Genomic DNA, 14,588 nt, shown 5'->3' with positions numbered 1-14,588 from the left:
CTAAAAGCAAATTGTGCTATACTATTTCTATTATCGAAATATTGGAAAGAGGGATACTAGATGACTAATTTACAGCAAATAGATGCTTATTTTACAGAACATCGTGAGGCACATTTAAATGAACTGAATGAATTTTTACGAATTCCAAGTATCAGTTCTTTATCAGAACATAAAGAAGATATTCAACATGCAGCTCAATGGCTAGCCAGTGCATTCGAAAAACTAAATCTTGAAAATATCTCTATTACACAAACAGCTGGACACCCTGTTGTTTATGCAGATTGGCTACATGCTGAAGGTAAACCAACTATTTTATTTTATGGTCATTATGATGTTCAACCTGTGGATCCTTTAAATTTATGGGATAGTGAGCCTTTTAATCCTACGATTCGAGACAATAAATTATTTGCTCGTGGCGCTAGTGATGATAAAGGGCAAGTATTTATGCACTTAAAAATGATCGAGGCATTGTTTGCTACAACAGGGACATTACCAGTCAATGTTAAATTCATTTATGAAGGTGAAGAAGAAATCGGTAGCCCTCATCTCCCTGCCTATGTTGAACAATATAAAGAAAAACTAGCAGCCGATTTAATTTTAATTTCCGATACTGGGCTTTATGGTCCTGGTAAGCCTGCTGTGTGCTATGGACTACGTGGCTTAACAGGCATTCAAATTGATGTTCGTGGAGCTAAGGGCGATTTACACTCGGGTCTTTATGGTGGTGGCGTACAAAATGCCATTCATGCATTGGCTGAAATTTTAGCATCTTTCCGTGATGAGCATGGTACGATTCAAGTTGAAGGTTTCTATGACAAAGTGTTGCCATTAACTGAAGAGGAACGTGAAGCCTATCTTGCACTTGGCTTTGATGAAGAATCTGTTAAACAGGAAGTTGGCGTAAAAGAATTATTCGGTGAACAAGGCTATTCTTACTTAGAACGAACTTGGGCGCGCCCAACACTAGAGGTTAACGGTGTATTTGGTGGTTTCTCAGGGGAAGGCATCAAAACAGTGCTACCAGCTGAAGCTGGCGCTAAAATCACATGCCGTCTTGTACCAAATCAAGAGCCCGATGAAATCGTGGCACTTTTAAAAGCACATGTTGAAAAGCACAAACCTGCTGGTGTAGAGATCAACATTTCTGAATTCGATAAAGGCCGTCCATTTCTAACGCCTTTCGATCATCCATTTATTCAGGCTGCTGGACGCTCCTATGAAAAAGTGTATAATGTACCAACAGCATACACACGTGGCGGTGGATCCATCCCTATCGTCGCTGCGTTTGATGAAATTTTAGAATTACCTGTGGTGTTAATGGGCTTCGGTCTATCAAGTGAAAACTTCCATGCACCAAATGAACACTTCCATTTAGAAAACTTTGATAAAGGCTTACGTGTTCTTAGTGATTATTTATATGAGGTTTCAGCATTACAAAAATAAATATCGAGTAATTAGAAAATCCCCTCACTTTTAAAGTGAAGGGATTTTTTTGTTTGATTACTCACCAAAAATCGTAACGATATCAGCTGCTTGTTTGCGTTCTTTGCCTTTTGGCACTTCATCAAAATAACCAACTTGTAGCATAGCAATGACACGCTCACCTGGCTGAACCTTTAATGCTTCACGGAATTTAGGATTATCTAGGAAGCCTGGCGTTTTCCAGCAAGAGCCTATGCCTCTATCCCATGCAAGTAATTGGATATTTTGAATAAATGTACTTGCTGCTGCATAATCTTCTAAACGTTCTTTTTGACGCACATCCTCTGGCACGATCACAAAGGCATAGCCACCTGGTAATGTAAATTTCAACATCTGCTTCGCTAAATCTTCACTTGAAAGCTCCTGCCATTTCGGAATTGTCAGGTCACGTAATAGCTGATGAAGGTTTGCTAATTCCTTTCCACAGGCAACAACTAATCGCCACGGCTCACGATTACCATGGTTTGGAGCCCATACCGCATCGTCAATAATAGCCATTAAATCCTCACGCTCCACAGGCTGACCATTAAACTTTTTAATGGAACGACGCTGAATAATTGCATCTCTAACAGATAAAATTTGTTCGCTCATATCAATTCTCCTTCTACCATAAGACAACATATTAGAGTTTATCTCTTCTATCTTTCACATTATCATAAATTTGTATGCTTTAAAACTACCTGTCCTTAAGCAAAGCTGTCATCTATATGATAGAAAAAGTAGGTCATGCTTGGCGTATAGGCAGTGGAATCCTCATAAAAATAAGGTCGATTAATACTATCTGAGGTATGGGCATTCACATATGGAATACCATTTTGAATACTTGTAACAATAACAGAGTGGTCAATTCTTCCATTCCCTTGAAAATCATAAAAAATGACATCTCCAAGCTCTAGTTCTTCTGCATATTGTACACGTCTACCCTTCAATCCAGTCGTAGACCCTTCTAAATACCATCGTAATGAATGGGCAACAGACCAGCTAAAGCTCCAATTTCCTTGCTGAATCCACCAGCCTTTATCTCTATTTGGTGCACCTCGCATTGGTGCCCCCCCTGCAAGTAAACACTGAGATATATAGTTCGTGCAATCTACATCAAAGTTTGGAAAAGCTGGATTACGTCTGTTCCACCACAAATTAGCATATTGAACTGCAGCCTGCCTATTATACATTTTTGCCATACATCCCCTCCTCATGCCATCATATGTCTATTCAAGTATTTCTATTAGTTAGGTCCTTCCTCATAATTCTTATTGAAATCCATTATATTCAGCATGTTCCTTTCCAATTTCAAGAACATTTTTGCTACAATAAGGATTAAAGATATGTCAATTTTATTTTATGACCAGAAGGGATGTTGAATGTGAAGCAGCATGCTGAGAAAGAGATTTTACAGCCAACTCTTTTATGCGATAAAAAAGGTAATTTAAATCCAGCAGCCATCGGATTTGCACGCAAGCCACTTATTAACAGCAATTTAAGCGGCCATCTCATGCGCAAAAAGAAATGGAACTATTGGTGTGTCTACGGTGATGAAATCTTGTTTTCAGCTACAATCAGTCATCTAGATTACGCAGCAGTCTGCTTCGTTTATTTTCTTGAATATGAAACACAGCGCTATTTCGAAAAAACGATCACAATTCCCTTCGGTGGTAAATTAAAAATGCCTACACAGGTTTTAGAATCTGTTTCATTTAAAAATAGCGAAATGATGATTGATTTAGTATATATACAAAATGAGACGCATCTATCTGTTTCCATACCAAACTTTGATGGAGATGTTTTACGAGCAAAGCTTATCATTCAGCACCCACCAACGGATGAAACATTAAATGTCGTTATTCCTTGGAATCGTAAAACATTTCAGTTTACAGGTAAGCATCACATACTGCCAACCTCAGGTGTTGTCACAATTGGTACTCGACGTTTTAATTTCTCAGCTGAGGAGAATTTTGCTGTGTTAGATTTTGGACGAGGTGTATGGCCACGTGAGGCATTATGGAATTGGGGAATGGCCTCTCAACGAGTACGTGGACGACGGATTGGACTTAATTTAGGAGGTAAGTGGACAGATGGCACCGGCATGACTGAAAATGCTGTTTTTGTAGATGGTAAAATGACAAAAATACATGAGGATTTATTATTTCAATATGATTCTGAAGATTATATGCAGCGTTGGAAAGTGGACACAAAATTTTCCAATCAGGTTTCCTTAACCTTTTCACCTTTTTTTGAGCGTACTGCTCTAACGAATGCCAAACTAGTTAAATCAGAGGTACATCAACTATTTGGCTATTACGACGGTTCCATTTTACTCGACAATGGCGAAACACTTGTTATTCAACAAATGCTAGGATGTATTGAGGAACATCGTGCAAAATGGTAGCACAAATCCTCTAGAAGACGTTGCTTTCCGTGGGTATTTTGAAAATGCAAATGATTCCACGGAAGCTTTTTGTCTCCTACCTGTCACTAATTTGCTCTAACTAAGGGCTCGTAATATTTTTTCTGGATCATCTGTAAATATCGCCTGTACACCTAGTTGCTGTAAGCTTCGAGCATCACGTTGCTCATTTACGGTATATACACGTACAGTTGCACCTTCAGTGAGGGCTAGCTTAACTGATTTACGAAAGGAAGTTGGCAAACTTACATGTAACGCCTTAGCTGGAATAAGAGCAATGTAAGTAGGAAAATCCACCAACACCTCTGCAAACAATGCTGCACTTTCTATATAAGGCGCTATTTTTGATACTGTTTGCAATGATTCATGATTGAAAGAGGAAATGATCACCCGCTCTGTCATTTGCTGTGCTGCTACTTCTTTGAGCACGAGCGCTTCGATCCCTTCATATGCAATAATGTCTGTTTTCAGTTCAATGTTGATGCGATGATTGGTACCTGCAAAAAGCTCTAACACTTCCCCCAACGTTGGAATTACTTCATCTCCGAACTCCCGCGAAAACCACGAACCGAAATCAAATGTACGCAATTGCTGTAATGTAAAATCTTTTACATAGCCTGAGCCATTGGAGGTACGATCAATGGTTTCATCATGAATCACCACTACCTCTTTATCTGCAGTTAAATGAACATCTAGCTCTACCCCTGCTATAGGGAGCTTTGCTGCTGCTTGAAAGGCTGCCATCGTATTTTCTGGATAGTTTATCGAAACACCTCTATGTGCAAATATGTCCAAATTCATTAACCTCCTCTATTTTTTATTAAAGAAAAACCTTCCATCCCCTTGTAATAGTAGCATAATTAACTTTTTAGCTTTCACTTGATGGTAAATATTATATATAGTAGTATGATAATCTACTTTGAAATTGTAAGTACCTAGGAGGTGCTAAAAAATGACTGTACAACATCCTGATTTTCAGGCTGAAGTAGAACGGTTAGCGTATACCCAAGGCTATATGCAACAAATATTAGATGAATCACAACGAGATTTACAATCTGCTCAAGAAAATATCCGCAAATCTATGGCCGATCTTGATTACTTAGATTCAAGTTTAAGTTATTTAAATATCTTAACAAATGCCAGATTCTTTGAAATGGCACGTAATCAAAAAGAAGGTCTAGAGGCCGTTCGCAAGAAGCCCTATTTCGCTAGAATCCATTTCCAAAAAACAGGTGACCCGGAAGAGTTTCTTTATATCGGGAAAACGTCTCTATTTCATCGTGAAACCCATGAGCCCATTATTGTTGACTGGCGTTCACCCGTAGCTAATGTTTATTATGATGGACGTCTTGGCGATATGGAGTACGATGTCCGTGGAGAAGTTCATAAAGGGCATCTCTTTGCTAAAAGGCAATACAAGATTGAAAATGGCGAATTACTCGATATACGAGATATTGACTTAACAACAAATGATGAACTCCTACAAGAAGCATTGGCTGGAAAAGCAGATGTTCGTCTAACTGAAATTGTTTCAACCATTCAAAAGGAACAAAATGAAATTATTCGAGCACATCTTCGTCAACCAATCATTGTGCAAGGTGCTGCTGGCAGTGGAAAAACGACCATTGCTCTACACAGAATATCCTATTTCCTTTACACAATGGGTGAACATTTTAATCCTGAGCAGCTCATGATTTTAGCACCGAATAAGTTATTTATTGATTATATAGGCGATGTTTTACCAGAGCTTGGCGTCGATAAAATATGCCAAACTACTTTTACAGACTATGTTCTTTCTGCCACTAAGTTAAAGCTTAAGCTTCAAAATCCGAATGAGCAATTAGAGTCGCTCGTTGCTGGAGGTAGTCATCAGCCTACTGCCTGGATTGCTGAAATGAAAGGTTCCCTATACTATCGTGATGTCATCGAACGATACTTACAAAAGCTGGAACAAAAGATCGCAGAACAATTCGAAGATGTCTATATTGAAAAATACTGTATCATGCGCGCCTCCCACCTGAAGAAGCTGTTTTTATATGAATTTTCATATATGCCTATCGAAAAGCGACTTGAACATATTAAAAAAGTGTTAGCAAGCCATGTTCGTCAAAAAAAACAGGCTGTTTTAGCTACACTCCATAAAAAGTATGATGAAGCATTGGGTAAAGCCTTAAATGGAATACGAGATGATGAAAAACGGCGACGTGTTGTCACAAAATTCATCGATGAGCGAGATGAGCGAATTCCCGCCATTGAGAAAGAAGCTAAATCAACGGCATCAGCTTATATGCGTCGCTTTACCAAACATAATATTAAAACACTCTATCGTACCCTTCTCACCGATGCAGAACTATTAGCAGAACTCGCTCCTGAATGGCATTATCTTGAACAGCAACAATTTTTGCAGGCACATCGTAAAGAACAATGGGTACTCGAAGATTTAGCTGCACTATACTATTTACATGCACGTTTAAAAGGCATTGCAGATGAATGGAAAATGCGTGTAGTCTTTATCGATGAGGTCCAAGATTATAGTTTATTTCAGCTTGCTGCTTTAAAAGCAGGTCTTGATACGGATATGTTCACAATGGTCGGTGATTTAGCTCAAGGTATTCATAGCTATCGCTCATTAACAGCATGGGAGCCTGTCCAAAGCTTATTTCCTCGTGCAACCTTCCGAACTTTGCAAAAAAGCTATCGAACAACCATTGAAATTATGGAAGTCGCGAATCAAATTCTAGCGCAAATGAATGAACAGCTACCTCTAGTAGAACCCGTTGTTCGTCACGGTAGCGTACCAAGTTTTATTCAAGCAGAGCAATTTGATGCTTTAAAAATTAAAGAAATCTTTGAAACCATACGTCAAAATGGCCATCGATCCATTGCTTTAATTTGCAAAACTACTGCAGAAGCCATTACTATACAACAGACATTAAAAGACAATGAGATTGCTTCACAACTACTAACGGAAAATGAATCCATTAATCAAGAAATGTTACTTGTTGTGCCAAGTCACCTAGCTAAGGGACTTGAATTCGATGCCGTCATTGTAGCTGCCTATGATACACCCTTTTACGATACGCCAATTGACCGAAAGCTACTTTATGTAGCTCTTACACGAGCCATGCATGAGCTATACTTAATCGGTCCATCTAAAAGTTCGTTCTTATTAGAAAATTAAAAAGTCGCTAATGGGCGACTTTTTTCTTTGCATCATTAATTTCTTGGTGGTAATTTATAAAACTTCCCTTTGGATAAATAAGCTTTCACAACTTTCCACCATGAGCTAGGGGCTTCCTTCGGAGGAGACTTTTTCTTTGGCAATGCTGGCATGCGCATGATCACGGCTCCTTTCTTAAAGCTTATTAATATTATATGAAGATAGTAGGTGATTATGATAAAAAAGGGCAATGAGTTGATATTAAATATCTAAAATGTACCCTATAAGATAGACACTTTCAAAAAGGTCATCTTATAGGGTATTTTTATTTATAATGAAGAAAAAACGAGCGGTGGTAGATTGTATGACTAAAAAATTTTTTTCGGAACAACAACAGGCACAATTAAAATTAAATCCATACGTCAAAACAGTAAGCGCGAAAGCCATTACTTATACAGATGAATTTAAAGAATTTTTTATTGATGAATACGATAAAGGAAAATATCCAAGTGAAATCTTTTTTGAGGCGGGTTTTGACATTGAAGCCCTTGGTCCAGCTCGTATTCGGAGAGCTTCGAATCGTTGGCGTACAGCTTATAAAGAGCATGGGCTTACAGGCTTAGAAGATGCCAGAAAACATGCTTCAGGTCGCCCTTTAGAACGCGAATTAAGTATAGAAGAAAAATACGCCCGCTTAGAGGCGAAGATGAAATTGTTAGAAGCAGAAAACGAATTTTTAAAAAAGCTAGATCAACTCGAAAGGCAGCTGATAAGGAAGCAATCAAAATAAGTACTACACAAAAATTTGAGTTAATCCATCAAATTATTGAAAAATATCAATTAAAACGGATGGTACGATATCTTTGTGAAATGGCAAAGGTTTCACGCTCAGGCTACTATCGCTATTTTAGAGAAGAAGCTGTCTTAACTCGTCAAAAACAGAATGAAGAAGATGAAGTGGTGAAAGAAGTCATTTTAAAGGCCTTTCATTTCCGAGGACGAAAGAAAGGCGCACGTCAAATAAAAATGACACTAGAAAACCAATATGAAATTACGTACAACCTTAAGCGTATCCGTCGCATTATGAAAAAGTTTAATATTATCTGTCCCATTCGAAAAGCCAATCCAGCGCGTCGTATGGCAAAAGCAACGAAGGAACACCGTATATGCCCTAACAATTTACAGCGCAACTTCAAGCAAGGTGTGGCAGGAAAAGTATTACTAACCGACATCACATATTTAACATATGGAGGCGGTAAACGTGCTTATTTATCAACGATAAAAGACGCCGAAACAAATGAAATTTTAGCGTATGAAGTATCCTCTACATTGGGTATAGAAATTGCGCTCAATACGTTACATAAATTAAAGAAACATCGGCATTTAAGGGAGGATGCCTTTATCCATTCGGATCAAGGTTTCCACTATACGAATCCAAAATTCCGAGCCTTAGTGAAGAAAATTGGCTTAGGACAGTCCATGTCACGTCGAGGAAACTGTTGGGATAATGCGCCACAAGAATCGTTCTTTGGGCATTTTAAAGATGAAACAACTATTAGAGCATGTGAAACGTTAGAAGAAGTAAAGAAAGAAATTAAGAGTTATATGATTTACTACAATCATTATCGAGGGCAATGGAATTTAAAAAAGCTGCCGCCTGCAAAATACAGACAGCAGCTTCAAGAAGTTGCCTAACCTTTTTCAAAATGTCCTTTACAAAGGGTACATTTTAATCACTCATAGCCCTTTTTTTCTATTGTTTTACATAATAATCAATTTGCTGCGCTTTCATAAAGCCCGCTTTTTCATAGACAGAAAGTGCTTTTTTATTGTCTACTTCTACATCTAGCATGACGAATGCTGCACCAACCTTACTCGCATAATCCTTTGAGAAGGAAAGAAGTGCTGTCCCAATACCTTGTCCTTCACAATTCGGATGTACAGCAAGTGCTGTTACCCACTGAATTTCATTTTCCTTAGCCGTTGTCACTGTTCCAACAACTGCGCCATCCCGATAAGCAATCCAAAGCTTTCGTCCATTTTTTGATGTATTAAAGGCAATAAGCTCTTCTGATTCTTCTGGTAAATCTCCAAATGCTTCACTATAAATAGTAATCAGTTCAGCTTGTTCACCATTATAGGGTTGAATATTAATATCTTTTTGTAATGTAACGGCCTCTGCTTTTGTTTCTAGAGTAGCTTCGGAAAAACTGTAGGTAAAACCTTTGTTTTCAATAAATGTGTGCCCATAAGGTGAGCCATCAATTATTACAGCTAATTGCCCCTCTGCCCCTCTCTCTTCTAGCCCAACTTGTATACCTTCAACTAACGCTGTTCCAATACCCTTTTGTCGATATGCAGGTGTCACCACTAATGACCACTCATATGTATGAAGCCCCATTAAGTCAATTGCACTAGCAGCACCAACTAATAAATCCTTATCATCCTCATACGCTAGTACCATAAAGCCCTTAGTCTCGAAAGAGCTAGCCATTGGTACATTCATAATGGTTTCATATACTCGATAATCTTGCACTGTTGCTTCTTCACATAAAAACTTTACTTCTTTCAATGTTTCTCCATCTAATGGAAAAGACACTGTCATCACTGAAATATTCATCATTTACTCCGTTCCTGTAACAGACTATTGCCCTATTGTAGCAAGAATGAAAATAAGCTGGCAACAAAATATATTTATCCCCTCTATTAATCAGAATTTTACTCCATATAATGGGAAAATAAAAGGATTTTTACTATAAAAATTTAGAAAAGTGACTGAAATTTACTAGAAATAATAGCTATAAAATATTATACTAATTCTGCGAAAATAGAGATATTCATCCTTTTACAACCTGCTACTTTTAAACTATATACTACTTTCTGTTTTAATAATGTTTTATAATAATTATACTATTTATTCAAATTAATAACATTTTTAATTCAATAAAAAAGAGCAATTTCAAATGAAATTGCTCTTTTCCCATCTATTCCTCAAGATGGTGTGAGGATGAATGTAACATTTGTGCATAAAGACCACCTGATTCGATTAGTTTTTGCTGTGGTCCAGCCTCAACTAATTCCCCTTTATGCATAACTAAGACCATATCGGCATTATGCACAGTATTTAAACGATGTGCAATCACAAAGCTGGTGCGCCCTTGCATTAACGTATCAAGAGCCTCTTGTATCGCTAGTTCTGTCACAGTATCAATACTGCTTGTGGCTTCATCCAATAGTAAAATTTTCGGATCAGCAATAAGTGCCCTTGCTATAGATAGTAATTGCTTTTGACCCTGTGAAATCTCGCGCCCATCCGCAGCAAGAATGGTATCATACCCATCCTTGAGTTTCATAATGAAATCATGTGCATTAGCCCGCTTGGCCGCTTCCTCAATCTCAGCATCAGTCGCATCCAGTCGACCATATCGGATATTCTCGCGAACAGAAGCCTCAAACAAAAATGGATCCTGTAAGACAAAGGCCATCTGTGAACGAAGGGATTGTCGATCAATTTGCTGTACATTTATACCATCAAATAATACCTCTCCCTTTGAGACCTCATAAAATCTTGCAATAAGTTGAAGGATTGTCGTTTTCCCAGCACCAGTTGCACCAACGAGGGCTACCGTTTGACCAGGTTCCACTTTAAAGTCTACATTTTTTAGTGTGTACCCTTCTTCTTCTTGTACATATTTAAAGAACACCTGCTTAAACGCTACATGTCCCAATAGCTGATGCTTTTGTGCTGACACGTTTTCTGCCTCTGGTTGTTCATCGAGCAAGGCAAATACACGTTCTGCACCAGCAATAGCTGACAATACCGTATTAAACTGGTTTGCTAAGTCATTTAAAGGACGTGTAAACTGTCGTGCATATTCAGTGAATATCACAATTACTCCTATCGTTACATGTCCATATAATGCGAGAACTCCTCCTACACCTGCGACAATGGTAAAGCTCATATTATTTAAGAAGTTCATAACCTTAGGAATATAACCTGAGTAAGTCTGTGCCCAAAAACCAGTCCTTTTTAAGCGCAAACTTTTTTCACGAAACTCCGCTTTCATTCGCTCCTCTTGTGAAAATGCCTTCACAATCCGCTGTCCTGAAATTGTTTCTTCTATCATTCCGTTTAAGGCACCAATAGCTACCTGCTGTTCTTTAAACAGTGGTGCTGTACGACGTGTAATCCATCGCATCGCCCAAAACATCAGTGGAATAATAATCATCGTCAAAACTGTCAACAATGGGCTTAAACTGAGCATAATAATGACGGTCCCTCCAAGCGTAAGTACACTTGAAAATACCTGGATAAAAGAACTGTTCAATGTTGAGCTGACCGCTTCAATATCATTCGTCATTCTACTCATCAATTCACCATGCTGACGACGATCAAAGAATGCCACTGGCAGTCGTTGAAAATGAGCGAATACACTTGTTCTTAATCTATAGATCGTTTGCTGGGCGATGCCAATCATCCAATAGTTTTGTAGGAAAAGTGAAACGGCTAATAAAACATAAATAGCAATTAATACGCCAATCCCCTTACCTAACCCTAAAAGCTCGCCATGCATAACATAGTGATCAATCATTTGACCAATTAGATAAGGGCCAAGTAAAGCTAATATGGAGCTAATCATCACTAATAAAAGCACCACAATGAGAAGTGCACGTTGTTCATCGACAATTTTCCATAACCGCAGCAATGTACTTCTCCAATCAGCTGCACGTGGCCCCTTCTTTTTCTTCACAGCCTGTTTCAGATCATCTTTTGTCAAAATCGGTTCATAACCAAAAGGTTTCTGGAAAAATCCCATTATTCCTCCACCTCCTGTTGTGAGATAGCTATTTTTTTATAAAGCGAGGAAGTCTGTAAAAGCTCTTCATGTGTGCCATAAGCAACAACTTTTCCAGCATCAATCAGTAAAATGCGATCCGCACCTTTTGCTGTACGTATTTTTTGCGTCACAACAAGCATCGTCGCCTTTTCTTCACTCAATGCCTCCCACAAAGACTGTTCTGTTTTAACATCTAAGGCACTAGTGCTATCATCAAGCATTAAAATATGTCCTTTTCTCAAAAGAGCTCTAGCTATGGATAATCTCTGTTTTTGCCCTCCCGATAAATTAACACCTTTTTGCCCAACCTTGGTATCATAACCATTTGGAAAATCTTCAACAGATGCATGTATTTGTGCCTGCATTGTAGCCTGTAGTACAGCATCCATTTCGGCCTGTGTATCTCCCCAACGCACATTATCTGCAATACTTCCTGTAAATAACAATGACTGCTGAGGGACATAGCCAATTATTTCCCGTAACTCTTGTAAATCCCAATGTTGAACATCCTGGCCCTCGACAAGTATTCTGCCTTGCGTTACTTCATAGAAACGAGGAATGAGCTGTAATAATGTTGATTTTCCCGCACCAGTAGCCCCCATAATCGCAAGCTTCTCACCAGATTTAACTTGAAAGCTCACATCTGACAAAACAGGAACATCTCCTCCTGGATAAGTAAAACTAACATGGTCAAACGTTAATTCTCCATATTGTGTTGCATGGCCTACTTCTTCTATAAGGGACGTATCTTCAACCTCATTTTCAATCGAAAGGATTTCTGCCATACGTTCTGCAGATGCCTTGGCACGTGCGTAGAAGATAATAATAAACGCGAACATTGAAAATGAGCCTGTCATACGCATTGCATAATTCACAATAGCCACAATATCTCCAAGCGGTGTTGTTCCTGTCGCAATTTGTTTTGTACCAAACCATAAAACTGCAAGCAGGCTCATATTCATAATTAACAAAAGAACCGGCATAATATATTCCATTATGCGTAAAGCCTTCACAGTATCAACTTTTAACCGCGATGCAACTTCATCAAAGCGTGTAGCCTCATAAGCTCCTCTTAAGTAAGCCTTCACTAACCGTATTGCCTGTAAATTCTCCTGTAAAACCCTGTTTAAACGATCAACCCTCTTTTGTACACGTCCAAAATAAGTCACACCTTTTGCCACCATAAAAATAAGAAAAATAAAAATGATCGGTGCACCGATAACCAAAAATAAAGCCAATTTCGGATTTACGACAAAAGCCATAATAATACTTCCTATAACAGCAAGTGGCGCTCGAAGCATAATACGTAAGCTCATAAACAGCACTGTTTGTACTTGTGTGACATCATTTGTTAATCGCGTAATAAGCGATGCTGTGGAGAATTTTTGATAGGTTGCTAGCGTAAAGGATTGAATCCTATCAAACATGGCATTTCGAAGATCATACGAAAAGCTTTGAGCTGTATGGGAAGAAAAATAAGAATTGATAATGCCCGCCAGAAAGGCAACAAAAGATAGCGCAAGTAAAACAGCCCCCCATTGCAAAACCATTCCTTGATTTTGAGCCCTTACTCCTTCATCGATTATTTTGGCCATGATGAGTGGCTGCACTAGCTCCACAAATAATTCTAAAAGCATTAAACATAAAGCAAAAATAGCTGTCCATTTATATGGCTTTACATAGGAAAAAACTTCTTTCATATTCTTTCCCCCTTGTTGGTAGATAAAATTTCCAGGTAGTCAAAAACTATTAACACTATAGTATATTTATGCTTTTTCTCCTGCTATTGAAAGCCAAGTTACACAAACAAGCATAACGAATACTCCTATTAATTGCCAGAAACCTAAAGAGGTACCGAAAATAATAACTGAAATAACCATTGCTGTTAATGGTTCAATACTGGAAAGAATGCTCGTTTCAACTGCCGAAATGTATTTCATACTACTTAAAAACAATATAAAAGCTACTGTTCCAAAAAATATTAAAGCAACTAATAACATTAAAATTTTTAAGTCTACTAGAACACCCCATTGAGTGGACTGCCAAACACGGCTTACTAAGCCTAAAGTGAAGCCACCCACCAGCATCCCCCAGCCAACTACTAAAAGCACACTCCACTCCTTCATTAAGCGTGCAGGATACAAGGTGTAAAATGCAAATGTTAAGCCTACTGCTATACCCCACATCAAGGCTTTTGGACTAATAAGCAAACTATCAAATGATGCATTCGTTAGTAATAGAAATAACCCTATAAGGGTACCAATAATACCTAATACTTGATATTTTGGTGGCCACTTCTTTAAACTAAGAGAGACATATGCGACAACAAATATTGGCGCTAAAAACTGAAGCAAGGTAGCCAACACAGCGTTACTTTCATTAATTGCAGCAACAAAGGCAAATTGTACACCCAGCATACCTGCAATACCAAAAACGATGAGTTGCCTCCCCCATAGCTTGTGCTGCCATATTCCAAAAATATTTTTTCCTGTTAACAATAAATATGTAAGTAGTAATATACCTGCAACCGATAAACGGATTGTTAACATAAAGGATACAGTCAAAGGTGTATGATTTAGCAACCACTCCATTAAAGGGCCAGTTGCTCCCCATAACATAGCACCTGAGACGATAAATATTATTCCTTTTAAACGTTCCATACCAATCCTGCTTCCTATATACGTACTAAAAATTGTTACTTTTC

Annotated in this window: 12 protein-coding genes; 5 read left to right on the top strand and 7 right to left on the bottom strand. The window is 38.3% G+C overall.

Annotated elements, in window-relative coordinates; translation table 11 throughout:
• The first annotated feature begins 60 nt into the window (after positions 1 to 60).
• On the top strand, positions 61 to 1,443 hold the full coding sequence (locus MKZ14_RS02025; RefSeq protein ID WP_036078110.1) for a dipeptidase: 1,383 nt from the start codon (positions 61 to 63) through the stop codon (positions 1,441 to 1,443).
• 57 nt (positions 1,444 to 1,500) lie between these two features.
• Here the strand turns inward: MKZ14_RS02025 and MKZ14_RS02020 are convergent, their stop codons facing one another.
• Both MKZ14_RS02020 and MKZ14_RS02015 read right to left on the bottom strand, forming a co-directional pair.
• A complete protein-coding gene (locus tag MKZ14_RS02020; protein WP_016992008.1) occupies positions 1,501 to 2,073 on the bottom strand; it encodes a nitroreductase in 573 nt (190 codons plus the stop codon).
• 95 nt (positions 2,074 to 2,168) lie between these two features.
• A complete protein-coding gene (locus MKZ14_RS02015) occupies positions 2,169 to 2,663 on the bottom strand; it encodes an amidase domain-containing protein (RefSeq protein WP_036078108.1) in 495 nt (164 codons plus the stop codon).
• A gap of 182 nt (positions 2,664 to 2,845) precedes the next feature.
• Here MKZ14_RS02015 and MKZ14_RS02010 point away from each other — a divergent pair, with 182 nt between their 5' ends.
• Positions 2,846 to 3,868: a DUF2804 domain-containing protein gene (locus tag MKZ14_RS02010; protein ID WP_333006206.1), complete on the top strand. Its 1,023-nt coding sequence runs from the start codon at positions 2,846 to 2,848 to the stop codon at positions 3,866 to 3,868.
• A gap of 96 nt (positions 3,869 to 3,964) precedes the next feature.
• Here MKZ14_RS02010 and MKZ14_RS02005 read toward each other — a convergent pair whose 3' ends face one another.
• Entirely contained in the window at positions 3,965 to 4,681 is a 717-nt protein-coding gene (locus tag MKZ14_RS02005; RefSeq protein WP_016992005.1) for a glycerophosphodiester phosphodiesterase, read from the bottom strand.
• A 157-nt stretch (positions 4,682 to 4,838) separates the two neighbouring features.
• Here MKZ14_RS02005 and helD point away from each other — a divergent pair, with 157 nt between their 5' ends.
• The 3 genes from helD (at position 4,839) to MKZ14_RS01990 (ending at position 8,741) form a co-directional block, all read left to right on the top strand.
• Positions 4,839 to 7,067: an RNA polymerase recycling motor HelD gene (gene helD, locus MKZ14_RS02000; RefSeq protein ID WP_333006207.1), complete on the top strand. Its 2,229-nt coding sequence runs from the start codon at positions 4,839 to 4,841 to the stop codon at positions 7,065 to 7,067.
• Between the two features lie 343 nt (positions 7,068 to 7,410).
• Entirely contained in the window at positions 7,411 to 7,836 is a 426-nt protein-coding gene (locus MKZ14_RS01995; protein WP_058844812.1) for an HTH domain-containing protein, read from the top strand.
• Positions 7,731 to 8,741 carry an IS3 family transposase gene (locus MKZ14_RS01990; protein ID WP_339280999.1) on the top strand — a complete coding sequence of 337 codons (1,011 nt, stop codon included), beginning with the start codon at positions 7,731 to 7,733 and terminating at the stop codon, positions 8,739 to 8,741. The genes MKZ14_RS01995 and MKZ14_RS01990 overlap by 106 nt, the downstream gene beginning before the upstream one ends.
• A 58-nt stretch (positions 8,742 to 8,799) precedes the next feature.
• Here the strand turns inward: MKZ14_RS01990 and MKZ14_RS01985 are convergent, their stop codons facing one another.
• The 4 genes from MKZ14_RS01985 to MKZ14_RS01970 all read right to left on the bottom strand — a co-directional run bounded on the left by MKZ14_RS01985 (position 8,800) and on the right by MKZ14_RS01970 (position 14,544).
• The gene (locus MKZ14_RS01985; protein WP_244905043.1) at positions 8,800 to 9,669 is read right to left on the bottom strand and encodes a GNAT family N-acetyltransferase; all 870 of its coding nucleotides are present in this window, start codon (positions 9,667 to 9,669) and stop codon (positions 8,800 to 8,802) included.
• A gap of 361 nt (positions 9,670 to 10,030) precedes the next feature.
• A complete protein-coding gene (locus tag MKZ14_RS01980) occupies positions 10,031 to 11,863 on the bottom strand; it encodes an ABC transporter ATP-binding protein (protein WP_333005567.1) in 1,833 nt (610 codons plus the stop codon).
• On the bottom strand, positions 11,863 to 13,584 hold the full coding sequence (locus tag MKZ14_RS01975; RefSeq protein ID WP_333005569.1) for an ABC transporter ATP-binding protein: 1,722 nt from the start codon (positions 13,582 to 13,584) through the stop codon (positions 11,863 to 11,865). Before MKZ14_RS01975 ends, MKZ14_RS01980 begins: the two co-directional genes overlap by 1 nt.
• Positions 13,585 to 13,650: 66 nt before the next feature.
• Positions 13,651 to 14,544 (bottom strand): EamA family transporter, encoded by an 894-nt coding sequence (locus MKZ14_RS01970; protein ID WP_333005570.1) that lies wholly within the window; start codon positions 14,542 to 14,544, stop codon positions 13,651 to 13,653.
• Positions 14,545 to 14,588: the final 44 nt, after the last annotated feature.

The sequence above is a fragment of the Lysinibacillus sp. FSL P2-0066 genome (assembly GCF_037969495.1).
Classification (GTDB): Bacteria; Bacillota; Bacilli; order Bacillales_A; family Planococcaceae; genus Lysinibacillus; species Lysinibacillus boronitolerans.
The sequence above is the reverse complement of the archived record's forward strand: the minus strand, read 5'-3'. Positions and strand labels throughout refer to the sequence as shown.